At 65.6% G+C, this 25,050-nt stretch carries 23 protein-coding genes and 1 tRNA gene; 11 read left to right on the top strand and 13 right to left on the bottom strand.

Going from position 1 to position 25,050, the window contains the following annotated elements; all coding sequences use genetic code 11:
- Positions 1–23: 23 nt before the first annotated feature.
- The 4 genes from argJ (at position 24) to ABID97_RS23470 (ending at position 4,668) form a co-directional block, all read left to right on the top strand.
- Positions 24–1,253, top strand: coding sequence for a bifunctional glutamate N-acetyltransferase/amino-acid acetyltransferase ArgJ (argJ, locus tag ABID97_RS23485; RefSeq protein WP_354401129.1), 1,230 nt, complete (start codon positions 24–26; stop codon positions 1,251–1,253).
- A gap of 82 nt (positions 1,254–1,335) precedes the next feature.
- A complete protein-coding gene (locus tag ABID97_RS23480) occupies positions 1,336–2,211 on the top strand; it encodes an ATP-binding protein (protein ID WP_354401128.1) in 876 nt (291 codons plus the stop codon).
- Complete coding sequence (locus ABID97_RS23475; protein ID WP_354401126.1) at positions 2,208–2,669, top strand: (deoxy)nucleoside triphosphate pyrophosphohydrolase; 462 nt, start codon at positions 2,208–2,210, stop codon at positions 2,667–2,669. Before ABID97_RS23480 ends, ABID97_RS23475 begins: the two co-directional genes overlap by 4 nt.
- A gap of 52 nt (positions 2,670–2,721) precedes the next feature.
- Complete coding sequence (locus tag ABID97_RS23470; RefSeq protein WP_354401125.1) at positions 2,722–4,668, top strand: acyltransferase family protein; 1,947 nt, start codon at positions 2,722–2,724, stop codon at positions 4,666–4,668.
- A 12-nt stretch (positions 4,669–4,680) separates the two neighbouring features.
- Here the strand turns inward: ABID97_RS23470 and ABID97_RS23465 are convergent, their stop codons facing one another.
- From ABID97_RS23465 to ABID97_RS23420, 10 genes are all read right to left on the bottom strand, one after another.
- On the bottom strand, positions 4,681–4,893 hold the full coding sequence (locus ABID97_RS23465) for a DNA gyrase inhibitor YacG (protein ID WP_354401124.1): 213 nt from the start codon (positions 4,891–4,893) through the stop codon (positions 4,681–4,683).
- A 64-nt stretch (positions 4,894–4,957) separates the two neighbouring features.
- Complete coding sequence (gene zapD, locus ABID97_RS23460; protein WP_354401123.1) at positions 4,958–5,713, bottom strand: cell division protein ZapD; 756 nt, start codon at positions 5,711–5,713, stop codon at positions 4,958–4,960.
- Between the two features lie 36 nt (positions 5,714–5,749).
- Entirely contained in the window at positions 5,750–6,766 is a 1,017-nt protein-coding gene (locus ABID97_RS23455; protein WP_354401121.1) for an alginate O-acetyltransferase AlgX-related protein, read from the bottom strand.
- Positions 6,767–6,772: 6 nt separating this feature from the next.
- On the bottom strand, positions 6,773–8,266 hold the full coding sequence (locus ABID97_RS23450) for an MBOAT family O-acyltransferase (RefSeq protein WP_354401120.1): 1,494 nt from the start codon (positions 8,264–8,266) through the stop codon (positions 6,773–6,775).
- A 76-nt stretch (positions 8,267–8,342) separates the two neighbouring features.
- Positions 8,343–8,948 carry a dephospho-CoA kinase gene (gene coaE / locus ABID97_RS23445; protein WP_354401119.1) on the bottom strand — a complete coding sequence of 202 codons (606 nt, stop codon included), beginning with the start codon at positions 8,946–8,948 and terminating at the stop codon, positions 8,343–8,345.
- A 10-nt stretch (positions 8,949–8,958) separates the two neighbouring features.
- Positions 8,959–9,924, bottom strand: coding sequence for a prepilin peptidase (locus ABID97_RS23440; RefSeq protein WP_354401117.1), 966 nt, complete (start codon positions 9,922–9,924; stop codon positions 8,959–8,961).
- Positions 9,924–11,153 (bottom strand): type II secretion system F family protein, encoded by a 1,230-nt coding sequence (locus ABID97_RS23435; protein WP_354401116.1) that lies wholly within the window; start codon positions 11,151–11,153, stop codon positions 9,924–9,926. Before ABID97_RS23435 ends, ABID97_RS23440 begins: the two co-directional genes overlap by 1 nt.
- A 29-nt stretch (positions 11,154–11,182) precedes the next feature.
- Positions 11,183–12,919 (bottom strand): type IV-A pilus assembly ATPase PilB, encoded by a 1,737-nt coding sequence (gene pilB, locus ABID97_RS23430; protein WP_354401114.1) that lies wholly within the window; start codon positions 12,917–12,919, stop codon positions 11,183–11,185.
- A gap of 116 nt (positions 12,920–13,035) precedes the next feature.
- Positions 13,036–13,112 (bottom strand) — tRNA-Pro (locus tag ABID97_RS23425).
- Between the two features lie 50 nt (positions 13,113–13,162).
- Entirely contained in the window at positions 13,163–14,155 is a 993-nt protein-coding gene (locus ABID97_RS23420) for a polyprenyl synthetase family protein (protein WP_354401112.1), read from the bottom strand.
- A 189-nt stretch (positions 14,156–14,344) separates the two neighbouring features.
- Here ABID97_RS23420 and rplU point away from each other — a divergent pair, with 189 nt between their 5' ends.
- The 4 genes from rplU to proB all read left to right on the top strand — a co-directional run bounded on the left by rplU (position 14,345) and on the right by proB (position 17,314).
- Complete coding sequence (gene rplU, locus ABID97_RS23415; RefSeq protein ID WP_307699372.1) at positions 14,345–14,656, top strand: 50S ribosomal protein L21; 312 nt, start codon at positions 14,345–14,347, stop codon at positions 14,654–14,656.
- A 12-nt stretch (positions 14,657–14,668) separates the two neighbouring features.
- Positions 14,669–14,929 (top strand): 50S ribosomal protein L27, encoded by a 261-nt coding sequence (gene rpmA, locus ABID97_RS23410; protein WP_354401110.1) that lies wholly within the window; start codon positions 14,669–14,671, stop codon positions 14,927–14,929.
- Positions 14,930–14,999: 70 nt separating this feature from the next.
- Entirely contained in the window at positions 15,000–16,082 is a 1,083-nt protein-coding gene (gene cgtA, locus ABID97_RS23405; protein WP_354401108.1) for an Obg family GTPase CgtA, read from the top strand.
- A 92-nt stretch (positions 16,083–16,174) separates the two neighbouring features.
- The gene (gene proB, locus ABID97_RS23400) at positions 16,175–17,314 is read left to right on the top strand and encodes a glutamate 5-kinase (protein ID WP_354401106.1); all 1,140 of its coding nucleotides are present in this window, start codon (positions 16,175–16,177) and stop codon (positions 17,312–17,314) included.
- 32 nt (positions 17,315–17,346) lie between these two features.
- On the opposite strand, the gene ABID97_RS23395 is transcribed toward proB, so the two are convergent.
- Positions 17,347–17,796 (bottom strand): CNP1-like family protein, encoded by a 450-nt coding sequence (locus ABID97_RS23395; RefSeq protein WP_354401104.1) that lies wholly within the window; start codon positions 17,794–17,796, stop codon positions 17,347–17,349.
- Between the two features lie 91 nt (positions 17,797–17,887).
- Entirely contained in the window at positions 17,888–18,553 is a 666-nt protein-coding gene (locus ABID97_RS23390; RefSeq protein WP_354401845.1) for an RNA pyrophosphohydrolase, read from the bottom strand.
- Positions 18,554–18,690: 137 nt separating this feature from the next.
- Here ABID97_RS23390 and ABID97_RS23385 point away from each other — a divergent pair, with 137 nt between their 5' ends.
- Positions 18,691–20,436, top strand: coding sequence for a proline--tRNA ligase (locus ABID97_RS23385; RefSeq protein ID WP_354401103.1), 1,746 nt, complete (start codon positions 18,691–18,693; stop codon positions 20,434–20,436).
- A complete protein-coding gene (locus ABID97_RS23380) occupies positions 20,433–21,089 on the top strand; it encodes a lytic transglycosylase domain-containing protein (RefSeq protein ID WP_354401101.1) in 657 nt (218 codons plus the stop codon). Before ABID97_RS23385 ends, ABID97_RS23380 begins: the two co-directional genes overlap by 4 nt.
- Positions 21,090–21,160: 71 nt before the next feature.
- On the opposite strand, the gene ABID97_RS23375 is transcribed toward ABID97_RS23380, so the two are convergent.
- Positions 21,161–22,765 (bottom strand): phospholipase D family protein, encoded by a 1,605-nt coding sequence (locus ABID97_RS23375; protein WP_354401099.1) that lies wholly within the window; start codon positions 22,763–22,765, stop codon positions 21,161–21,163.
- Between the two features lie 176 nt (positions 22,766–22,941).
- Between ABID97_RS23375 and ABID97_RS23370 the strand changes: the two genes are divergently transcribed.
- Positions 22,942–25,044, top strand: coding sequence for a TonB-dependent siderophore receptor (locus ABID97_RS23370; RefSeq protein WP_354401098.1), 2,103 nt, complete (start codon positions 22,942–22,944; stop codon positions 25,042–25,044).
- Positions 25,045–25,050: the final 6 nt, after the last annotated feature.

Genomic DNA, 25,050 nt, shown 5'->3' with positions numbered 1-25,050 from the left:
ACTTCCGAAGAGAAATAACCGCCATGCCCGTGAACCTGTCCGCTCCTGATCCTGCCGCCTTGTTCGCGGTGCCCGGCGTCCGCATCGGCGTGGCCGAAGCGGGCGTGCGCAAGGCCAACCGCAAGGACCTGACCGTCGTTCTGATCGACGAGGGTTCGGCGGTCGGCGGCGTGTTCACCCAGAACCGCTTCTGCGCCGCGCCGGTGCAGGTCTGCCGCGACCATCTGGCCGCCAACTACGGCATTCGCGCGATGGTGATCAACACCGGCAACGCCAACGCCGGCACGGGCGAAGACGGCCTGATGCGCACGCGCTCCACCTGCATCGCGCTCGCGCGCCACCTGGAAATCGCGCCGGAGCAGATCCTGCCGTTCTCCACCGGCGTGATCATGGAGCCGCTGCCGGTGGACCGCATCGAGGCCGGCTTGCCCGCCGCGCTGGCCGATGCGTCGGAGAACCACTGGGCACGTGCCGCCGAGGGCATCATGACCACCGACACGATCCCGAAGGCTTTCAGCCAGCAGGCCGAGGTCGGCGGCGCCACCGTCACCATCACCGGCATCAGCAAGGGCGCGGGGATGATCCGCCCCAACATGGCGACCATGCTGGGCTTCATGGCCACCGACGCCAAAGTCGATCCTGCGCTGATCCAGCCGCTGGCCAAGCTGCTGGCCGATGCTTCGTTCAACCGCGTGACGATCGACGGCGACACATCCACCAACGATTCCTTCGTGGTCATCGCGACGCAGAAGGCGGCGCACGCCCCCATCACCTCTCTGGACTCGGCCGACGGCCAGGCGCTGGTGACCGCGATGCAGAACGTGGCGCGGCAGCTGGCACAGGCCATCGTTCGCGACGGCGAGGGCGCCACCAAGTTCATCACCATCCAGGTCGAAGGCGGCCGCACGGCGGACGAGTGCAAGCAGGTGGCCTACGCCGTCGCGCACTCGCCACTGGTCAAGACCGCGTTCTTCGCCAGCGATCCGAACCTGGGCCGCATCCTGGCGGCGGTGGGCTATGCGGGCATCGCCGATCTGGACCAGACCGGCATCGACCTGTTCCTGGACGACGTGCACGTGGCGGTCAAGGGCGGACGCAATCCCTCGTACCGCGAGGAAGACGGCCAGCGCGTGATGAAGCAGAGCGAGATCACCGTGCGCATCGGCCTGGGCCGCGGCAATGCGAGCGAGACCGTGTGGACCTGCGACCTGAGCCACGAGTACGTGACCATCAACGCCGACTACAGGTCATGATGGCCCCCACGCTCCGCACTTCGTGTCGTCGCTGCCCCCCGAGGGGGCGCTCAACGCCCTTCGGGCGGCCGGGCGGGCGTCGATGAACGAGCAGTTCCAGAAGCTGCTGGAGCGTGCCGAACAGCTGATCGGCCGCATCGAGTCGATCCTGCCGCAGCCGCTTTCGGCGCCGGCCGACTGGAACGCGTCGATCGCCTGGCGCTACCGCCGCCGCAGCTCGGGCCACGGCGTGCTCGAGCCGGTGATGCACGTGGCCGGCATGGCGCTCGATTCGCTGAAGGAAATCGACGTCCAGAAGGAAAAGATCGAGCGCAACACGCGGCAGTTCGTCGAGGGCAAGCCGGCCAACAACGTGCTGCTGACGGGTGCGCGCGGCACCGGCAAGTCGTCGCTCATCCGCGCCTGCCTGCAGGCCTACGCGCCGCAGGGGCTGCGGCTGATCGAGGTCGACAAGGCCGAGCTGACCGACCTGCCCGACATCGTCGAGGTGGTGTCGCAGCGGCCCGAAAAATTCATCGTGTTCAGCGACGACCTGAGCTTCGACGAAGGCGAGCCGGGCTACAAGGCGCTGAAGTCGATCCTGGACGGTTCGATTGCGGCGGCCACGCCCAACGTGCTGATCTACGCGACCAGCAACCGGCGCCACCTGCTGCCGGAATACATGAAGGACAACCTCAGCTACACCCACACCGAAGACGGCGAAGTGCACCCCGGCGAGGTGATCGAGGAGAAGATCTCGCTGTCGGAGCGCTTCGGCCTGTGGGTGAGCTTCTATCCCTTCAGCCAGAACGAGTACCTGGCGATCGTCGCCGAGTGGTTGTCGTCGTTCGGCGTGGATGCCGCGGCCATCGAGGCGGCTCGGCCCGAGGCGCTGGTGTGGGCGCTCGAGCGCGGTTCGCGCAGCGGCCGCGTGGCCTACCAGTTCGCGCGCGACTACGCCGGGCGGGCTTCTGCATGAGCGCACAGCCGCAACCCCAGGATCGCAAGCACACCGAGGTGGCAGTGGGCGTGCTGATTCGCCCGCACGACGATGCCCTGCTGCTGTCGACCCGGCCCGAAGGCAAGGCCTATGCAGGCTACTGGGAATTTCCAGGCGGCAAGATCGAGGCCGGCGAAACGGTGGAAGAGGCCCTGCGCCGTGAACTGCACGAAGAGCTGGGCATCACCATCGCCGCTGCCGAGGTCTGGAAAGTCACCGAGCACGACTATCCGCATGCGCTGGTGCGGCTGCACTGGTGCAAGGTCACGTCCTGGAGCGGCGAATTCGAGATGCGCGAAGGGCAGGCCATGCGCTGGCAGCAGCTGCCGCTCGACGTGGCGCCGGTGCTGCCGGGTGCGCTGCCGGTGCTCGAGTGGCTGACCCAGGAACGCGGGCTGCCTGCGTCGGCGGCGCTGGCGGTTTCGACCCTGGCCTGATGGACAGGGCCGCGCGGTCGGGCGCACGCGCACCGCGGGCCTGAGGCACGGCATGTTGCATCCCAAGTACCGCGCCGACATCGACGGACTGCGTGCCGTGGCGGTGGCTTCGGTGCTGGCCTTCCATGCGTTTCCCGACGCGCTGCCGGGCGGCTTCATCGGCGTCGACATCTTCTTCGTGATCTCGGGTTTCCTGATCACGACGATCATCATGCAGAGCCAGGCGGCGGGCGACTTCAGCTACCGCGACTTCTATGCGCGGCGCATCCGGCGGATCTTTCCTGCGCTGACGCTGGTGCTGCTGGCCACACTCGCCTTCGGCTGGTTCGCGCTCCTGCCCAGGGAGTTCACCGAACTCGGCAAGCAGGCGGCCGGCGGCGCCGCCTTCATCGCCAACTTCATCTTCTGGGGCGAGGCCGGCTATTTCGATACAGCCGCGGAGACAAAGCCGTTGCTGCACCTCTGGTCGCTGGGCATCGAGGAGCAGTTCTACATCGTCTGGCCGCTGCTGCTCGCACTGGCGTGGCGCCGGCGCTGGCCGGTGCTGCGGGTGCTGTGGGCGCTGGCGGTGGTTTCGTTCCTGGTCAATGTGCTGACGATCCATCCCTTTCGCACGGCGGCGTTCTATTCGCCCGCTTCGCGCTTCTGGGAACTGATGGTGGGCGGCATCCTGGCCTGCATGCGCCTGGGGCCTGCCAGGGGGCCGATGCCGGCCTGGCGCAGCCACCTGCAGTCTTGCGTGGGGGTCGGGCTGATCGTGCTGGGGCTCGTCATGACGCGCAGCGACAAGGCGTTTCCGGGCTGGTGGGCGCTGCTGCCCACGCTGGGCGCGGCAAGCTGTATCGCGGCCGGACCCACGGGGGTGCTGAACAGGCATGTGCTCGCCAGCCGTCCGATGGTGTGGATCGGACTCATCAGCTATCCGCTCTATCTGTGGCATTGGCCACTGCTGGTCTACGCACGCATCGTGAACGAAGGCGAACCGTCGCCATGGGTTCGTGCGGCCATGGTGCTGGCGAGCGTGGCGCTGGCCTGGCTCACCTACCGGTTCGTCGAGCGCTTCACGCGGGCGCGCGCGAACCTTGGCATGCTGCGCACGCTCGTGGGCGGCAGCATGGCGATTGCCCTGGCCGGACTGCTGGCACTGGGTGGCATGCCGCCGCGCAACGGCAGCGACCTGCTGCGCAAGGTGACCGATGCCACGGCGGACGACAACTACTACGCCGGCTTCGCGCAGCAGAAGCTCGGCGCCTTTCCGGTCAAGCGCGTGGGCGACGGACCGCGCAAGGTCCTGCTGATCGGCGACAGCCACGTTCAGCAATATGCACCGCGCGCACTGGCGCTCGCACGCAGCACCCCGGAGCGCATGGCCACGGCGTACTTCGCGACTTACGGCGCCTGCCCGCCGGTGCCCGGCATGGTGGCCGAGGGCAACCCCGGCTGCGGCCAGGCGCGGCGCGAAATGCTGACACTGGCCATGGATCCGCAGATCGACACGGTGGTGGTCGGCGCCTGCTGGAACTGCTACTTCACGGGCGACTTTCCGCTGCCGTTCTATTTTCAGGACGGTGCTTCGGCCTACCTCGTGAACAACGGCGGCGCGGGCCTCGGGCGCTCGCTGGCGGCGCTCGAGAAGCTGCTGGCGCAGCTGGTGCAGCACAAGAAGAAGGTCTACCTGCTGCTGGACAATGCGAGCGGCCCCGACTTCGAACCGCGGCGCCTCATCGAAGGCAGCCGCATGGGCAGGATGGTGGCGCTCACCAGCACCCCCGTGGCGCCCCTGCCGGCCGAACAGGCGCGGCTCAACGAGCAGCTGCGCGCGATCGCGCTTTCGAGCGGAGCCGAACCCATCGAGCCGATGGCAAGGCTGTGCGAGAAGGGGCAGTGCCTGCGCGCCACCGTCGACGATGCGCCGGCCTACAAGGACCGCGAGCACCTGCGCCCGGCGTACGTTCGCCGGTACGCAGACTACATGGACCGCGTCTTCCTGGGGCCGTAGCGCAACACGCGCCTACTGGACCTTCGTGGGATCGCCGAAGGGCTCGTCATCGGCCGGCGCTTCGGTCGGCATGCGGAACTCTTCGCTGGCCCAGGCGCCGAAATCGATGCCCTTGCAGCGAGCGCTGCAGAACGGGCGATAGGGATTGCTCTCGGCGTAGACACTGTCGCCGCCACACGCAGGGCAGCGGACGATCCGCTCGCCGATCTTGTTCACTTCGCTCATCAGGTAGCCTCCGTGCTCCGCACTGCGGTGCGAGCCCCCTTCGGAGCGGCCGGACTGGGGCTGCTCATGCGCAAAGGGTGAGTTCGAATGCCGCGTCGTCCGTGCTCGGGTGCAGCCGGTCGTCGGCTTCGTGCCGCATCAGCCGTACCGAGACCATGAGCCGGTTGCCGCTGATCTCGGGAATGAGCCCGAGCGCGGGGTCGATGCGCAGCCGCAGTAGCTGGAAGCTGCGGCCTTGCGGCAGGTTCTGCTGGAACTGGCCGCCCGAGGCGATGACCTTGTACGGCACATCGGCATCGCGCAGCAGCTTGAGCAGCAGGTAGATGGATTCGGCCAGCGGCGACAGCGTGGCGGACCAGCGTTCGAGGTCGGCGCGGCGGCTCGCGGCGCTGCGGTGCTGCCAGGCGTAGTAGGCAGGCAGGTCGAATTCGCAGGTGCCGCCCGGAATGCCCGCGCGGCTGCGGATGCTCATCAGCCACTCGTTCTCGGTCAGGGCCTGGCCGGCCTTGCCGGCGACACCGTTGAGCGTGGCGAAATTGCGCTCGAGCTGGGCCACCACCTGGTCGAGCACGGCCTCCGCGATGGCCGGATTGCCGCGGTACCCGTTGAAGACGTTCTTGTGCTTGTCGAGGTCGCGCATCACGTCGGCCTTGAGGTCGGCGCGCGCGGCAACGTCCATGATCTCGAAGATCGTGACGAGCGCGTAGTGATGCGAGAGCGCGGACTCGGAGGGCACCAGTTCCCCGAGGCGGCGGAACAGGTGCTCCAGCCGCAGGTAGGTGCGGATGCGCTCGTTGAAGGGGTACTCGTAGAGGATCACGCGTATGTGCCGGTTTCCTGACGGGCCATCATAGCTTCAGGGCGATTTCGATGGAGGCGTGGGCAGCACTTCGCGCACGGCGGCGAGCATGCGTTCGCCCAGCGCGAGCTGGCCGTGCATGGACATGTGGGTGTCGTTCGAGAAATAGAAGTCCCGTATCTGCGTGTGTTTTTCGCGCGTGAAGGCGTAGAGATCGGGCCCGAGGCCGGAGGCGCGGAACCCTGCCTCGAAATCCTTGGAGTAGTCGGGCTTCAGGTACACGGTGGTCTTGTTGGGAATCACCATCCACATGATAGGAAGCTTGCCGTGCGCCTTTGTGAAATTCTTCATCCACTCCAGGTGCGCGGGAGTCAGCGGGCCGTTGTCGTCATCTTCGGCGAAAAAAGGCATCTTGTCGCAGGAGCGGTGCGAGAAGAGCTTGCAACCGTCAGGCACCGGCCGGACCCAGGTGTTCCAGTCGAAGTGGACGTCTGTTGCAGAATTTTTCGCTTTCCAGGTGTTGTAGTAGGTCGTGATCCCCGTCAAGAACTGCACGTTCCAGTTGGGCGCGGGGCTGGGCACGGTCTCGTCGGGCGTGATCAGCGGATGGTCCATGGCGTCATAGGGCCGGATCATCTTCTGGCACTTCACGCTGTCCTTGGTCCGGTCGCCCAGCAGGCGCTCCACGCTCTCGATGATGATCAGCTTGCCTTTGAAACCCGTGCGCTCGATCCACTGGTCGAAGTCGCTGCACAGCGCGTTCTCGTACTGGCCCCAGTAGGTGGTCGAGACCCGGTAGCCCGCCTTGGCAAGCACCGACTGCCAGCGGAAGGTCATCGAGAAGCTGTCGCCGATGACCAGGATGTCGGCCTTGTCGACCGGCGTGCCTTTCAGGAAGGCGGGATCGACCTTGGGCGGCGGGTCGGTCCAGCCGAATTCGCGTTCGGACAGGCGCCCGATCCGCGTGAGGTCGCCGTAGGGCACGGGGCTGGTGAGCGAAACGATCCACAGCGCCATCAGGGCGACGTAGCCGAAGAGAAAGAATCGCAGCCAGACTTTGGCGGGCGTCGTCATGTCGAATCAGAATTGGAAATAGAGGAACGGGCTGTAGTTGCCCAGCTTCGAGACGCACCAGGCGAAGAGCAGGAAGGTGCCGATCGCAAGCACGGCCGAGGAGACCCAGGCCATGACGGGCTGGCCCGCAACCGCCTTCGGATGGGGAATCCAGCGCTCCAGCGAGATCGTCGGGGGCAATGCAAGGCAGATGATGATGCCGACCAGCATGGTCTGGAAGAACTCGGGCTTGCGGAACGGCACGGGACCCAGCTCGCTGAACGCCGAAGCCGGGGCGCCGTGCATGCCGAGCATGCCCTTGTAGATGGCCATGGCCGTGTGCACGCCATCGGCGCGGAAGACGATCCAGGCCACCACCACGCAAAGGAACGTCAGCAGCCAACCCAGCACGTGGGCCACGCGTCCCGGCTTGGCATTGCGCCGCACCCTGGCATTCCAGAGGTGATTGATCATCAGGAACACGCCGTGCATCGCGCCCCAGATCACGAAGGTCCATGCGGCGCCGTGCCAGAGCCCGCCGAGCAGCATCGTGAGGAACAGGTTCAGGTAGCGCCGCGCCGGGCCCTTGCGGTTGCCGCCCAGCGGCACGTAGAGGTAGTCGCGCAGGAAGTTGGACAGCGAGATGTGCCAGCGCCGCCAGAACTCGATGATGTTGGTCGACTTGTAGGGCGAGCGGAAGTTGAGCGGCAGCTGCACGCCCAGGCACAGCGAGAGGCCCACGGCCATGTCGGAGTAGCCCGAGAAATCGAAATAGATCTGCAGCGTATAGGCCAGCGCGCCGAACCACGAGGTATAGAGCGTGGGCTCGATGCCCTTGTGCACGCCGTTGAACATCATGTCGGCGTACTGCCCCATGGGGTCGGCGATCAGCAGCTTCTTCGCGAGGCCGAAGGTGAAGATCGCCACGCCGAGCGCCACCTTGTTGGGGTCGAGCCGGTAGGTGGCCGGGTTCGCGAACTGCGGCATCATCTGCGCGTGATGCAGCACCGGGCCCGCGATCAAATGCGGAAAGTAGGTGACGAACAGCACGTAGTGGATGAAGCTGCGCTCATGCACCTTGCCCTGCCAGCAATCGACCAGGAATGCGATCTGGGTGAAGGTATAGAACGAGATGCCGATCGGCAGCACGATGTGCAGCAGCGGAATCTGCGACAGGCCGGCCGAAGCCAGGCCTTCGTTCACGTTCGACACGAAGAAGTTGGCGTACTTGAAGACCGCGAGCACGCCCAGGTTGACGACCAGCGCCACCACCAGGAGCGTCTTGCGCTTGCGGTCGTCCCGGCCGGGCGCGGGCGAAAGGTGCAGGCCGAACCAGTAGTTGATGCAGATGGACGCCACCAGAAGCGGAAGCGCCTTGACGCTCCACCAGCCGTAGAAGAACAGCGAGGCCAGGGCGAGAAAGCCGGCTGCGGACCGGGCGTTGCGCTTGCCGATCAGGAAGAAGCCGATCAGGACCAGCGGAAAAAAGACAAAAATGAAGGGATACGAATTGAAAAGCATCGCGGGAGGAGGGGCACTCCGGCGAGCGCCTTTTTGTCTTGGTCGTTATGCGGCCGCTCTGGCGGCAAGTCTCGGATTATCGCGTGCCGGGCGATGCCCACCGCTTCCACAGACTCCGGACCTCGACACCGAGTTCCTCCAGCGAGAGCGTCTCGTTGAAAATGACCGCGTCGGCGGCGGCCCGGCGCAACCTGCGTGCGGCCTGCTGGGCGATCACCGCGTGCACGGCTTCGGGCGTCCATCCGGAGCGTGCCACGACGCGCCGCAACTGGGTTTCCTCGCTCGCATCCACCACCAGCACCCGGTCAACGTTGGCCCGCCAGCGGCCTGATTCGACCAGCAGCGGAACATCGAACACCACCACGGCACCCGGCCCCGTGGCCGCTGCCATTCGCTCCGTCTCGGCGCCGATCAGCGGATGGAGGATGGATTCGAGCCGCTTCCTTGCGCTGTGGTCGGAGAACACGAGTTGCCGCATGCCTGCCCGATCCAGGCCACCGTCGGACGCAATGACGGACTGCCCGAAGGCGGCTTCGATGGCCGGCATTGCAAGGCCTCCGGGCTGTGCGATGCGGCGCGCGATGGCGTCGGTGTCGACCAGCACCGCACCCTCTGCCACCAGCAGTGAGGCGACGGTGCTCTTGCCGCTGCCGATGCCTCCGGTCAGGCCGATGCGCCGCATCACTGGCCTTTCAGCGGGCGAATGCGCCAAGGGGGAAGGCGAAGGGAATCCATTGCCGCACGAGCTCGGGGCTCGCAACGAGGCAGACAAGGCCGGCGCCGGCCAGGAAGGGACCGAAGGCCATCGGGATGTCCTTGTGCGCCAGCTTGCCGATCAGGCGCAGTGTCAGGCCGATCACGGCGCCCACCAGCGACGAGACGAGGATGATGGCAATGAGGTAGTCGGCCCCCAGCCAGGCACCGAGCGCTGCGAGCAGTTTGAAGTCGCCATGTCCCATGCCTTCCTTGCCCGTGACCAGGCGATAGCCATGGTACACAAGCCAGAGGCTCAGGTAGCCGAACACGGCCCCCCAGACCGCCGAACTCAGCGCGACGCCGGTCCAGCCCATGGCCGCGCCGACAAGGCCCAGCCAGAGCAGCGGATAGTTGAGCGCATCGGGCAGGAACTGGGTGTCGAAATCGATCAGGAACTGGCAGATCAGCAGCGCCGCGAAAGCGGCCCAGAGTGCGGCGGTCGGCGTGACCCCGAAGCGGTAGGCGCAAAGAGCGAACAGCGCACCGGTGATCAGTTCGACCAGCGGATAACGCAAGCTGATCGACGTCTTGCAGGCACCGCAGCGGCCCCGCAGGAAAAGATAGCTCAGCACCGGAATGTTCTCGTACCAGCGGATCTTGTGGCCGCAGGCCCCGCAGCGCGAAGCCGGGCGCGCCAGGTCGAAGGGCGGCAGGCCTTCGATCGCGAGCGCTGCCTTGTCCGCCGCGGCTTCGAGGCCTTGCGGCGGCGCTGTCTTGGCGCCGAACACCAGCGACCACAGCGACGGCATGTCCTTGGACGACATCAGGTTGGCGACGGCGTCGCCGAGCCATTCCCGGTACATCATCACCGGAGTGCGGTAGATCACGACGTTGAGGAAACTGCCGACCAGCAACCCGAGGACGCCGGCAAAAGCGGCGTCGATCTCCTGCGACACCAGCATCAGACGACCTGGCCCAACTTGAAGATGGGAAGGTACATCGACACCACGATGCCGCCGATGATCACGCCCAGGAACACGATGATGATGGGCTCCATCAGGCTGGAGAGGCCCGCGACCATGTCGTCCACCTCGGATTCGTAGAAGTCCGCGGCCTTGCCGAGCATGTGGTCGATGGAGCCGGACTCTTCGCCGATGGCCGTCATCTGGATCACCATCGAGGGGAACAGGTTGACGTTGGTCATGGCGGTGGTGAGGCTGGTGCCGGTGGAGACCTCCTGCTGGATCTTGGCCGTGGCATCGCTGTACACCGTGTTGCCCGACGCGCCGCCGACCGAATCGAGCGCCTCCACCAGCGGAACGCCGGCGGCGAACATGGTGGCCAGCGTGCGGGTCCAGCGGGCCACGCACGATTTTTCGATCAGGGTGCCGAAGATCGGCACGCGCAGCAGCGCGCGGTCCATGAATCGTTGTACCCGTTCATTGCGTTTCCAGGCCTGCAGGAAGAAGTAGGAGCCACCGCCGATCACGCCGAAGATCAGCCACCAATACGAGACGAAGAATTCGCTCATGGCCATCACGAACAGCGTCGGCGCGGGCAGGTCGGCGCCGAACGACGTGAACACCTGCTTGAACGCGGGAATCACGAAGATCATGATGACGGCCACCACCACGAACGCGACCACGACCACCGAGGTCGGATACATCAAGGCCGACTTGATCTTGGACTTGATCGCCTCGGTCTTCTCCATGTAGGTGGCCAGCCGGTCCAGCAGGTCTTCCAGGATACCGGCCGCTTCGCCGGCCTCCACAAGGTTGCAGTAGAGGTTGTCGAAATACTTCGGAAACTTGCGGAAGGCGGCGGAAAGCGAGGTCCCGGTCTCCACGTCGCTGCGGATGTCGTTGAGCAGCTTGGCAACGCTCGGATTCGCATTGCCACGGCCGACGATGTCGAACGACTGCAAGAGCGGCACGCCGGCCTTCATCATCGTTGCCAGCTGGCGCGTGAAGATCGCGATGTCCTTGGGCTTGATCGACTTGCCCGAGCGCATGCGGCGCTTCTTGACCTTGGACGCGAGAACGCCCTGGCGCCGCAGGGCGGCCTGCACCTGGTTCTCGCCGGCGGCCCGGAGCTCGCCGCGCACCAGCTTGCCGTTGCGGTCCTTGCCCTCCCACTCGTAGACGAATTCCTTGAGCGTGTTTGAGCCACGGGTGGATGCCACTGTTGCCATTCGATCTCCGATTTCTTGCAGTGTGTGCGTTATTCGTTGGTGACAGCCACCACTTCTTCGAGTGAGGTGAGACCTTGCATGACTTTTCTGAGTCCGGACTGCCGCAGCGAGCGCACGCCCTCGGCTTCCGACTGGCGGGCGATGTCCAGCGCGCTGCCGTCGCGCAGGATGATGGCCTGGATGGCCTCGGAAATCGGCATCACCTGGTAGATGCCGACCCGGCCCTTGTAGCCGCCGTTGCACGCAGCGCAGCCGACCGGCCGGTACGGCTTCCAGGTGCCGTTGAGTTCCGCTTCCTTGAAGCCCGCGTCGAGCAAGGCCTGCCGCGGCACATCGGCCGGCGCGCGGCACGCATGGCACAGGCGGCGGGCCAGCCGCTGCGCGGTGATCAGGATCACGCTCGATGCGATGTTGAACGGCGCAATGCCCATGTTCCGCATGCGCGTGAGGGTGGTCGGCGCATCGTTGGTGTGCAGCGTCGACAGCACCAGGTGGCCGGTTTGCGCGGCCTTGATCGAGATGTCGGCGGTTTCGAGGTCCCGGATTTCGCCGACCATGATGATGTCGGGATCCTGCCGCAGGAAAGCGCGCAGCGCCGTCGCGAAGGTCAGGCCGGCGCGCTCGTTCACGTTCACCTGGTTCACGCCGGGCAGGTTGATTTCGGACGGGTCTTCCGCCGTGGCGATATTGACCCCGGGCTGGTTCAGCAGGTTCAGGCAGGTGTACAGCGACACCGTCTTGCCCGAGCCCGTGGGTCCGGTCACCAGCACCATGCCGTAAGGGCGGCCGATCGCGTTCAGCAACCGCTCCTTTTCGTCGGCGTCATAGCCGAGCGCATCGATGCCCAGGCGCGCGCTGCTCGGGTCGAGAATACGGATCACGATCTTCTCGCCGAACAGCGTGGGAAGCGTGCTCACGCGAAAGTCGATCACCCGGTCCGGGCCGATCTTGAGCTTCATGCGGCCGTCCTGCGGCACGCGCTTCTCCGAGATGTCGAGCCGCGAGATCACCTTGATACGGGAGGCGAGCTTGTCCTTGATGAGCGTGGGCGGGCTCGCGATCTCGCGCAGTTCGCCGTCGATGCGAAAGCGCACGCGGTAGTTGTGCTCGTAGGGCTCGAAGTGGATGTCCGAGGCGCGCATGCTGACGCCGTCGAGCAGCATCTTGTGAAGGAAGCGGACAACCGGCGCGTCATCCACCTCGGCGATGGCTTGTTCGTTCGCATCGCCCGACGTATCGGCCGCAACGTCGTCGAACTCGAACTCCACGGTTCCGACGATGCTGTTGAGGCTTTCCGACGCAGTGACGGCGGCGGCTTCGATCATGCGCGACAGCTTGTCGTATTCGGCGATGACCCAGTCCACGCCCATCTGCGAGGCAAACTTGATCTTCTCGACCGCTTGCTGGTCCGAAGGGTCTGCCGTTGCAACGATGAGACGGTTGTTGCGCTTGCTGAGCACCACGATCCGGTAGGCCTGGCACAGCTTCGGGTCGAGCAGGTCCTTGGGCAGGCGCTGGTGGTCGATGGCGTCCAGGTCGAGCAAAGGAGCGCCGAACGCCGAGGAAAGGGTGTGGGCCAGGTCGGCGGCCGACACGGCCCCGCTGCCGGTCAGCTCTGCAATGAAGCTGGTGCGGCCGCTCAGCGACTTCTGATAGATGTCTTCCGCAGCCTTTGCCGGCAGCTTGCCGGCCGAGACCAATGCGCGCGCAAGGCCCGGCAGGGCGATTTGCGTATTTTCTTTAACAGGAAGTTCGGCAGCGGCCATTCAGCGGAATTGCAAGAGATGTGAAAAAGTGCTTCACGATCATCGCTGAACGCCCTCGCCATGTAAATCGCTACGCAGCAACAGGCATGGGCATTATTGGTGCCAGCCGAAAAGACTGGTCGGGGTGAGAGGATTCGAACCTCCGGCCTCTACGTCCCGAACGTAGCGCTCTACCAGGCTAAGCTACACCCCGATTTGGTTGCAAAAAAGAGAAAATCGTCCTTGCCAACTCTGGTGAGGTGTTCAGGCACGTCGCTCAAGCAACTGAGCCGCCAATTGTAGCAAACCGTCGGCGTGCAAATTCGACGGGAAGTCGCGAAGCGCATCAATCGCGCGTTTTGCCTCGTCGGCCGCGGCCGCGCGCGAGGCGTCCAGCGCACCCGTGCTGTGGACGATTTCGACGATCTTGCCCAGTTGGGCCGTGTCGCCCGCCTCGATGGCCGCGCGAACCAGCGCGGCCTGGTCGGCGCTGCCGCGCTGCATGGCGAAGATCAGCGGCAGCGTGGTCTTGCCTTCGCGCAGGTCGTCGCCCACGTTCTTGCCGGTTTCGTGGGCGTCCCCGGCGTAGTCGAGCACATCGTCGATCACCTGGAACGCCGTGCCGAGGGCCTGCCCGTAGGTGGCGCAGGCTTCCTCCACTTCGGGCGTGGCGCCCGCGAGCACGGCCGCAAGCCGCGTGCTGGCTTCGAACAGCTTGGCCGTCTTGGAGCGGATCACGCGCAGGTAGGCGGCCTCGTCCAGCGACGCGTCGTGCATGTTCATCAGCTGGAGCACTTCGCCCTCGGCAATCACGTTGGTCGCCTCGGCCAGGATCTGCATGATGCGCATGTTGTTTGCATCCAACATCATCTGGAAGGCGCGCGAGTAGAGGAAGTCGCCGACCAGCACGCTGGCGGGGTTGCCGAACGATTCGTTGGCCGTGGGCCGTCCGCGGCGCAGGGTCGATTCGTCCACGACGTCGTCATGCAGCAGCGTTGCGGTGTGGATGAATTCCACCACCGCTGCCAGGTTGAAGCGCTGCTCGCCGGTGTAGCCGAGGGCGCCGGACATCAGGAGCAGCAGCGCAGGCCGCAGGCGTTTGCCGCCCGCGGAGATGATGTATTTGGAAACCTGGCTGACCAGGGGTACGCCGGTATCGAGGCGCCGCGCAATCACACGGTCGACTTCGACCATGTCGCCGGCGATCAAATCCAGCACGGTGGCGGTGGGGGAGGTATCGGCGGCGTGAACTGGCAAAGCGTTTGCGCGCGGCGCGTCTGAATACGAAGGTGGCAGCGGCACAAGGCCGCAAAGGCGCAGATTATAGGGAGCAGCGCGTGCGATCCCGGCACGACCCACGCCAAACCATGTTAGCGCACGCATACCGTGCTAGAATCTTGGGCTCTGCGGAATTCGCCGCGGAGCTCATATTCCCAAGAGGTTCACATGTACGCGGTCATAAAAACCGGCGGCAAGCAGTATCGCGTTGCTTCCGGCGAAAAAATTAAAGTAGAACAGATTGCTGCGGATGTAGGCCAGGAAATCGTGATCGATCAGGTTCTCGCAGTCGGCAACGGCAGCGAAATCAAGGTCGGTACGCCCCTGGTGTCCGGCGCAACGGTGACAGTCACGGTACTGTCGCACGGCAAGCACGACAAGGTGCACATCTTCAAGATGCGCCGTCGCAAGCATTATCAGAAACGTCAAGGCCATCGCCAGCAGTTCACCGAACTGCAAATCGGCGCGATCGCCGGCTAAGGAGCAGATTCCATGGCACAGAAAAAAGGCGGCGGCTCAACGCGAAACGGGCGCGATTCCAAGCCCAAGATGCTCGGCGTGAAGGCGTTCGGCGGCGAACTGATCAGCGCAGGCTCGATCATCGTGCGCCAGCGCGGCACCCAGTTCCACCCCGGCGTGAATGTCGGCGTGGGCAAGGACCACACGCTGTTTGCGCTGGTTGACGGCCACGTGTCGTTCGGCTTCAAGGGCGCACTGAACAAGCACATGGTCAACGTGACCCCCGCGGCATAAGCCCAGGTCACTTCGATCAGCTCGAAGCCCCGCTTTGCCGGGGCTTCTTCATTTGTACACTGGATACCCCATGAAGTTCGTCGACGAAGCCTTCATCGACATCGCCGCTGGCGATGGCGGCAACGGCTGCGTGTCGTTCCGTCATGAAAAATACAAGGAATTCGGCGGCCCAAACGGCGGCGATGGCGGCCGCGGCGGCCACGTCTACGCGGTGGCCGATTCCAACCTCAACACCCTGGTCGATTTCCGCTACTCGCGCCGCCACGAGGCCAGGCGCGGCGAGCACGGCATGGGCTCCGACATGTTCGGCGCCGCCGGAGACGACATCGTGCTGAAGATGCCGGTCGGCACCATCATCTCCGACGCCGAGACGGGCGAGGTGCTGTACGAGCTGCTGAAGGAAGGCGAGGTCGTCACCATCGCCAAGGGCGGCGACGGCGGCTTCGGCAACATGCGCTTCAAGAGCGCCATCAACCGCGCGCCGCGCCAGAAGACGCCAGGCTGGCCCGGCGAGAAGAAGAGCCTCAAGCTCGAGCTCAAGGTGCTCGCCGACGTCGGCCTGCTCGGCATGCCCAATGCGGGCAAGTCGACCCTGATCAGCGCCATCTCGAACGCGCGTCCGCGCATCGCCGACTATCCCTTCACCACGCTGCACCCGAACCTGGGCGTGGTGCGCGTCGGCCCGGAACAGAGCTTCGTGGTGGCGGACCTTCCCGGCCTGATCGAAGGCGCATCGGAAGGTGCGGGCCTTGGCCACTTGTTCCTGCGCCACCTCCAGCGCACGCGCCTGCTGCTGCACGTGATCGACATGGCGCCTTTCGACGACGCCGTCGATCCGGTGGCACAGGCCAAGGCCATCGTCGGCGAGCTCAAGAAGTACGACACCGCGCTTTACGAGAAGCCGCGATGGCTCGTGCTCAACAAGCTCGACATGGTGCCCGGCGACGAACGCGCGGCGCGCGTAAAAGAATTCGTCAAGCGCATGCGCTTCAAGGGCCCGGTGTTCGAGATCTCCGCGCTCACGCGGGAGGGCTGCGAGCACCTGGTGCAGGCGGTCTACCAGCACATCAAGGCGCAGCAGGTGGCCGAGCAGGTGCCGGTCGAAGTCGACCCGCGCTTTGCCGAATTGCCGCCATCTGCCGATCCGACCTGACGGCCTGGGGAAAAAACCAGAGCACCGCCAGCCGGTGCAATTGCACGAACAGCCGCACATCCCGTATTCACGACACGACCGCACAGCCCTCCATGACCTCGAATTCCGGATCCACTGCATTGCGGGATGCCCGCCGAATCGTCGTCAAGGTGGGCTCCAGCCTCGTGACCAATGACGGGCGCGGGCTCGACGAGGCCGCCATCGGCGAGTGGTGCCGGCAGCTGGCGGTGCTGGTGCAGGGTGGGCGCGAAGTCGTGATGGTGTCCAGCGGCGCCATCGCCGAAGGCATGAAGCGGCTCGGCTGGCGTACCCGGCCGCATGAAATCCATGAACTCCAGGCCGCCGCGGCCGTCGGGCAGATGGGCCTGGCCCAGATGTACGAGACCAAGTTGCGCGAGAACGAGATCGGCAGCGCCCAGGTGTTGCTGACCCACGCCGACCTCGCCGACCGCGAACGCTATCTCAATGCGCGCTCGACCCTGGTCACGCTGCTCGGGCTGCGCGTGGTGCCGGTCATCAACGAAAACGACACCGTCGTCAACGACGAGATCAAGTTCGGCGACAACGACACGCTCGGCGCGCTGGTGGCCAACCTGGTCGAGGCCGACGCGTTGATCATCCTCACCGACCAGAAGGGCCTCTACACGGCCGACCCGCGCAAGGACCCGGAAGCGAAATTCGTGCACGAGGCGGCCGCCGGCGACCCGGCACTGGAAGCCATGGCGGGCGGCGCGGGCTCCAGCATCGGCCGCGGCGGCATGATCACCAAGATCCTCGCAGCCAAGCGGGCGGCCGGGTCGGGCGCCTCCACCGTCATCGCCTGGGGACGCGAGCCCGATGCGCTGCTGCGCCTCACGCGCGGCGAGCCCATCGGCACCCTGCTGGTGGCGCAAACGGCCAAGCACCAGGCGCGCAAGCGCTGGATGGCCGACCACCTGCAATTGCGAGGCGCCGTGACGGTCGATGCCGGCGCTGCAGCCAAGGTGCGCGCCGAGGGCAAGAGCCTGCTGCCCATCGGCATGACCAGCGTGTCGGGTGAATTCTCTCGCGGCGACGTGATCGCGGTGCGCGATGTCGACGGTGCGGAGCTGGCCCGCGGCCTGGCCAATTATTCGAGCGTCGAAGCCCGGCTGCTGTGCCGCAAGCCGTCGAGCGAGTTCGAGCGTTTGCTGGGCTACGTGGCGGAGCCCGAGATGGTCCACCGCGACAACATGGTGCTGATGCCCAGCTGATGAGAAACGGGGCGCGATGCCCCGTTGCCGGTCTATTGCACTTCGCGAACCGGATTGCGCAGGTTCTGGACCATGTCGCCGACCGAGTTGCGCGGCGCGTTGCCGCGGCACAGCGCCTGGGTCGACAGCGCCTTGGCGTAGCGCGAGTTCAGGTCGTTGATGCGCTTCCACTCCGGCGTCTTGGTTTCCTGCCATGCGCCGTTGTTGTAGCGGGCGTAGCTCTTTACTTCCGCGGTCGAGCAGCGCACGCCTTCATAGAACGCATTGACGCCGCCGCCGCTGCGGTTCTGCGCCACCACCACGTAGCGCACGATGCCATCGCGGGTGATCGCGATCGTGCTCGGGTCGATGCCGAATTTCAGGCTCATGTACGGAGGCATCTCGATCGGCAGCAGGCGGCTTTCGCTGAAAGCCGGCGGCGGTGGGGCGGCGGTTTCCACCCACTCGGCATCGGCCTCCGACCGCTTGGGCGGTGGCGGCATGCCTGACTGCGCCCAATCGGGGTTCTCGGTGTCGTGGTTGCCCGAGGCACAGCCGGCGAGGACGCCGAAGCATGCAAGCAGAAGGATGCGTTCAGCGTTGCGACGGAAAGAAAGGCGTTTTGCTGGGAGGAGAAGGTTCATCGCTCGCGGTGTTGATGTCGGGATGCGGGTCGAAACTGCCGCCGGGCGGCAGGTCCAGGCCTGCGGGTGCACCGCCGTCTGGCGTGTGGCGCTCGAATTCACGGGCGCGCACGTTGCTGCGCAGGAAGCGGTTGCGGAAATCCTGCCGCGGCAGGTAGCGAGCAAGCTCGGTCAGCGCCATTTCGTAGACGCCGCGCTTGAACTCGACGACCACGTCGAGCGGCACCCAGTAGTCGTGCCAGCGCCAAGCGTCGAATTCAGGATGGTCGGTGGCACGCAGGTTCAGATCCCAGTCGTGGCCGATGAGTTGCAGCAAATACCAGATTTGTTTCTGGCCCTTGTAGTGGCCCCGTGCGTCACGGCGGATGAACCGATCCGGCACCTCGTAGCGCAACCAGTCGCGGGTACGGGCCACGATGCGCACGTGCTCCGGATGGAGCCCCACTTCCTCATGCAGCTCCCGGAACATGGCTTGCTCCGGACTTTCGCCGCGGTCTATGCCGCCTTGCGGAAACTGCCAAGAATGCGTGCGTATGCGTTTGCCCCAGAAAACCTGGTTTCTCTGGTTGAGCAGGATGATGCCGACGTTGGGCCTGAAGCCGTCCCGGTCGAGCATAATCAAACCCCAATTTTTGAACTGAGTCGATTATGCATGCCGGGTTGCACTCGGCAAGCGACCGATGCCAGGCTTTCGCGGTCTCCCCCGAGAGTTGTCCCCCACATTCCCTACCGATTCCATCACGCGCGATCCCGATGAAAGCTTCCCGATTTTTTGTCTCCACGCTCAAGGAAGCGCCCGCTGACGCCGAGGTCGCGAGCCACCGGCTCATGATGCGGGCCGGCATGATCAAGAAACTCGGCACGGGCATCTACACCTACATGCCCATGGGGCTGCGCGTGATCCGCAAGGTCGAGGCCATCGTGCGTGAAGAGATGAACCGCGCCGGCGCCGTCGAGCTCACGATGCCCGTGGTGCAGCCGGCCGAGTTCTGGCAGGAGACCGGCCGCTTCGACAAGATGGGCCCCGAGCTGCTGCGCATCAAGGACCGCCACGACCGCGACTTCGTGATCCAGCCCACCAGCGAAGAGGTGGTGACCGACATCGCGCGCCAGGAGATCCGCAGCTACAAGCAGCTGCCGAAGAATTTCTACCAGATCCAGACCAAGTTTCGCGACGAGCGCCGTCCGCGCTTCGGCCTCATGCGTGGGCGCGAATTCATCATGAAGGACGCCTACAGCTTCGACCGCGACCTCGACGCGGCCAAGGCCAGCTACCAGGTGATGGCCGACGCCTACCGCCGCATCTTCGACCGCTTCGGCCTGCGCTACCGCGCGGTGGCGGCGGACAGCGGTGCCATCGGCGGCGACCTGAGCGAAGAGTTCCAGGTCATTGCCGCGACCGGCGAGGACGCCATCGTCTATTGCCCGGGCAGCGACTACGCGGCGAACATGGAGAAGGCCGAAGCCCTGGCGCCGGCCGGCCCGCGCGCCGCGGCTGCCAAGGCGCTCGAAAAAACGCCCACGCCCGGCAAGAGCACCTGCGCCGACGTGGCCGAACTGCTCGGCGTGCCGCTTTCCACCACCGTCAAGTCGCTGGTGCTGGCCACCGACATCCTCGACGAGGCCGGCAACCCCAAGGGTTCGCAGGTCTGGCTGCTGCTGCTGCGCGGCGACCACGACATGAACGAAATCAAGGTCGGCAAGGTGCCGGGCCTGGACAAGGGCTTCCGCTTCGCGACGCTGGCCGAAATCGAAGAGCACTTCGGCTGCAAGCCCGGCTATCTCGGCCCGCTCAACCTCAGGAAGCCCGTCAGGCTTGTGGCCGACCGCGAGGCCGCCGTGCTGTCCGACTGGATCACCGGTGCCAACGAGGTCGACTTCCACATGACCGGCGTCAACTGGGGCCGCGACCTGCCCGAGCCCGAGCTGGTGGCCGATTTGCGCAACGTGGTGGCCGGCGATCTTTCGCCCGACGGCAAGGGCGTGCTCGCCATCGAGCGCGGCATCGAGGTGGGCCATGTGTTCGTCCTCGGCACCAAGTACAGCAAGGACATGAACGCCACCTATCTCGACGAAGGCGGCAAGCCGCAGTTCCTGGAGATGGGCTGCTACGGCATCGGCATCACGCGCCTGCCCGCCGCTGCCATCGAGCAGAACCACGACGAGCGCGGCATCGTCTGGCCCGACGCGCTGGCACCGTTCACCGTGGTGGTCTGCCCCATCGGCATGGACCGCAGCCCCGAGGTCAAGGCGGCCGCCGAAGCGCTCTACGAGCAACTGCTCGCGGCCGGCGTCGACGTGCTGCTGGACGACCGCGGCGAGCGCCCGGGCGCGATGTTCGCCGACTGGGAGCTGATCGGCGTGCCGCACCGCGTGGTCATTTCCGACCGCGGCCTGAAGGAAGGCCAGCTCGAATACCAGCATCGCCGCGACACCGCCGCGACCAAGGTGCCGGCAGGCGGCATCGCCGAGTTCATCACCGGCAAGCTCGCCCAATGAGCCTGGAGGGCGGCCTCTCGCGACGCCGGTGCCTGGGCGGGGCCGCGGCGGCAGGCGCGCTCTCGGTGCTGTCGCTGCCGCAGGCGGCCCACGCCGGCGCGCAGATCGAAGAGCCGCTGATCGACTCGGTGCGCACGGCGCTGAGTTCGGCCGTGCACAACAAGGCGCCGCCGGTGCCCGAGTTCTCCAGCACCGAGGCGCGCCTGACGTACCTGCGCTGGCTCGGTGAAATGAGCGAGCGGCTCAAGAAGAAAATCGCCGACTGGCCGACGCGCAAGGAATTCCTCCAGACCGTCTGGTACGAAAGCAAGCGCTCGGGGCTCGACGTGAGCCTGGTGCTCGGCCTGGTCCAGGTCGAGAGCAACTTCCGCAAGTTCGCCGTCTCCAGCGCCGGCGCGCGCGGCTACATGCAGGTCATGCCGTTCTGGACCCGCGTGATTGGCGACAGCGACCCCGCCAAGCTGTTCCACATGCAGACCAACCTGCGCTTCGGCTGCGTCATCCTGCGCCACTACCTCGACCGCGAGAACGGCGACCTGTACATGACCCTCGGGCGCTACAACGGCAGCCGGGGCAAGGCGCCGTACCCGAACGCTGTGTTCTCGAACCAGCGGCTCTGGACATTCGTGGACAGGGACCGCTCGGCAGCCTGACTTTCGCGAGCTTGGCTCGCGTGGGATATTGTCGATAGTGCATCGGTACTCAAGTACAACGTTGCCAAGACTCACAACTGGTCCGTCGGCACGAACCACGAAAACAGCAGCAGCTGTAGCCGCGTCAGCAAGCTCGAGTCGGGTTCGCTGTCCAGCACTTCGTTGTCGACGTCGCCGGTGCCGATCCATTGCACGTTCTTGCCGTCGGGCATGAGGACCACGCGGTAGACACCCTCGATGTCGTCCAGCTGGTAGGCGTAGAGCAGTGCCTGGGCCAGCTCGAAGCTGCGCACGCGCACGCCGAACTCGGTGTTCAGCCGCGCCGAACGGGGGTCGAGGTTCATGGAGCCGAGCAGCACCCATTCGCGATCGATCAGCGCCAGCTTGGCATGCAGGCGGCCACGGGCTTTCTTGAGCAGGGTCCGGAACTGGCGGTTGCGCTTGAGCTGCTCGGTGCTGACCTCGTACAGGTTCACGCCCAGCTTGAGCATGTCGACGCGGAAGCGGTTGTAGTTGATGTTGACCAGCGGCTCATCGCTGTCGGCAAGGGAGTTGGTGACGATGCTGATTCGCACGCCGCGCGCGCGCCCCTCCCGGATGCGCGCCATGCCTTCGTCGCCAGGAATGAAATAGGGCGATATGACGATCACGTCCGAGCGCGCGGTGGCTGTCATTTCGTGGAAACGCGCCGCGAGCGACTCGGCCGGTGAGGCAAGGGTGCCGAGGGCCTTGTGGGGGCTGTCGGCCGCGGCATGGGCGTCGGCGCGCATCCATTTGACCCGCGCAAGATCGGCCAGCTGGGTGCCGAGCGGCGGGTCGCCCATCAGATCGGTTCCGGAGAGCTGGGCTGGCGGCGGTGCGTTGGCCGGTGCGGTGGCGGCCTCGAACTCGGATTTCAGCGCCTCCCGGCTGCCGCTCTCGCCGGCAATCCGCTGGAGCGGATAGACCACGTCGCTGTTCCAGTACGTGTCGAAGATGCGCGCCGCTTCCGGCACCACCGGACCGGCCATGGCCAGTTCGAAGTCGATGAAGTTGGCGCCGTCGCTGCGCAGGAAGTATTCGTCGGCCAGGTTGCGGCCGCCAGCTATCGCCATGGCGCCGTCGGCCACGAAGAGCTTGTTGTGCATCCGGTGGTTCAGGCGGCGGAAGTCGCCAAAGAACTCGAGCCACCGCGTCGCCGAGTGATCGCGGGCGTTCACGAAAGGATTGAACAGCCGGACCTCGGCATTCGGCTCCGCGGCAAGGCCGAGCAGCAGGCGGTCCATGCCTGTCGTGTAGAAATCGTCGAGCAGCAGGCGCACCCGCACGCCGCGACGGGCGGCGTTGCGCAGCTCGCGCAGCAGCAATCGGCCGGTCTTGTCGTTGCCGAGCTGGTAGGTCTGGACATCGAGCGAAGTCTCTGCCCGGCGCATCAGCTCGAGCCGGGCGTCGAGCGCGAAGGATGCCTCCACGAGCGGCCGGATGCTCGAGAGCCCGTCTTGCGCCCCGGCGTCCAGGCTCGCCGCAGCACGGCCGAGCGTGGTGGCAGGGGAGGCCCCCATCGAGAGCGTCGGCGGCTCGGCCTCGCGTGGAGGAAGGCCGGCGCATCCTGACAGGACCATGGCCAGTCCAACAGCCACCAGCCGCAGCGCCAAGCCACGCAACGAGGGAAACGACGGGGCAATGAGCTTGAGCATGGGGGCCTGCCAACGCACAGAACGTGCGGCCGGATCGTAGCCGCTTTGCATCCGGCCACGGAGGCCCGCCGCAGAGGCTGAACGCCCCTTGTCGCTCCGGGGAAATCGAAACAAATGAGGCCTTCTCATTATTAGAATGCGAATCGTTCTTAATAGTATTCAGAGGCGGAGAAGGAATGAAGGGTTCGATGGCGCGGCGCAGGGTCGCCACGGTGCTGGCCGGCTGCATGGCCATTCATGTGCATCAGCAGGTTCTGGCCCAGACCACGGCGCCCGGCGCGCTGCCGGAGGTGAAGGTCGATGCAAATGCCGAGCCCGAGACCGCAACGTCGCCGGTGATCGGGTACCGCGCCAGGAATGCCGCCACTGCCACCAAGACCGACACGCCGCTGTCGGAAACCCCGCAGTCCGTCACCGTGGTCACGCGCGACCAGATGGTGGACCAGGGCGCCAACAACGTTCAGGACGCACTCAACTACGCCGCCGGCGTGCGCTCCGACGCCTACGGACTCGATTCACGGACCGACTCCGTGCGCGTGCGCGGCGCCACGCCCGACGTCTACCTGGACGGCCTGCGCCAAGCCTACGGCTACTACACCAGCACCACGCGCACCGAGCCCTACACGCTGGAACGTCTCGAAGTGCTGCGCGGACCTTCGGGCATGCTGTTCGGTGCCGGCACGGCCGCGGGCGTGGTCAACATGGTGAGCAAGCGGCCGCTGCAGGAGTCGCAGCGCGAGGTGGGCATTCAGTTCGGCAGCTTCGGGCGCAAGCAGATCCAGGCCGACCTGACCGGCCCCCTGAACGCCGACGGCACGGTGTCGTACCGGCTGATCGCCTTACAGCGCAAGTCGGACACGCAGGTCGACCACGTGCCCGACGACCGCAGCGTCATCGCGCCGTCGCTCACCTGGCGGCCCAGCGCGGCCACCTCGCTCACCCTGCAAGGCTTGTGGCAGAAGGACAAGAGCGGCAGCAGCTCGCAGTTCCTGCCGTGGGAAGGCACGCTGCTGCCGAACCCGAATGGGCGATTGCCGACCAGCCGCTTCATCGGCGAGCCGGGCCTCGACTACTACGACAGCGAGCGGCAGACCTTCGGCTGGCAATTCGAGCACAAGTTCAACGAGAGCTGGACCTTCCGGCAGAACTTCCGCTATGCACGCAACGAGAACGACAACCGCTACCACTATGGTGCGGCGTTCAGCGGCGCGCAAAGCTGGGATGCGACTGACCCGGTCTTCAAGCGCGTGCTCGGCCGCTACTACGACAGCTACCTGACGCGCAACCGCACACAGACGCTCGACAACCATGTCGAGGGCCATTTCCAGACCGGTGCGCTCAAGCACACGCTGCTGGTCGGGGCGGACTTCGCACGCCAGCGCGAGAACGTCTGGGGCGGAACGACGGTCGACACCATCGACGTCTACGCGCCGGTGTATGGCCACGTCGACCTGCCCGAGCGCACTGCATTGCCGCGCACGCGGCAGCGCCAGAACGGCATCTATCTGCAGGACCAGATGAAGCTCGGCAACTGGATCTTCGTCGCCGGCCTGCGCCACGACAAGGCCGTGTCCAGCGCCGCGGGCAGCGAGGCCGAGGAAAGCAGTGCAACGACCAAGCGCTTCGGCCTGATGTACGCATTGCCCTCTGGCTGGTCGCCGTACCTGAGCTACAGCGAATCGTTCACGCCGCAGTCGCCGATCAACGGACGGATCTTCACGCCGCTGCGCGGCGAGCAATGGGAGGCCGGCATCAAGTACGAGCCGAAGGACCGCGCGCTGGCGTTCAGCGCCGCGGTATACGACCTGCGCGAAAAGAACCAGATCACCTCGCCGGCGTTGAACGTGTATGCGCAGGCCGGCAAGACCAGGACGCAGGGTGTCGAACTCGAAGCCAAGGGTTCGATCGGATCGAACCTCGACCTGGTCGCCCACTACAACTACACCGACGCGGACGAGCAGATCGAGGGCCTGCCGAAGCACCAGGCGAGCGTCTGGGCCAAGTACCGTTTCGCGATCGGCAATGTCAGCGGCTTCTCGGCCGGTGCCGGCGTGCGCGTGATGAGTTCGTTCCGCGACCTGCAATTCGGCGTCGGTCCGCGCGTGCCGGGCGTGGCACTGGCCGACCTGGTCTTTGCGTACGAAAACGCGCGCTGGCGCTACGCGCTCAACATCAACAACGTGACGGACAAGGTCTACGTCAGCACCTGTCTCTCGCGCGGTGATTGCTGGTACGGCTCCCGCCGCAGCGTCGTGGCCAGCGTGACCTACCGCTTCTGACATTTC

The sequence above is a fragment of the Variovorax sp. OAS795 genome (assembly GCF_040546685.1).
Taxonomy (GTDB): Bacteria; Pseudomonadota; Gammaproteobacteria; order Burkholderiales; family Burkholderiaceae_C; genus Variovorax.
The sequence above is the reverse complement of the archived record's forward strand: the minus strand, read 5'-3'. Positions and strand labels throughout refer to the sequence as shown.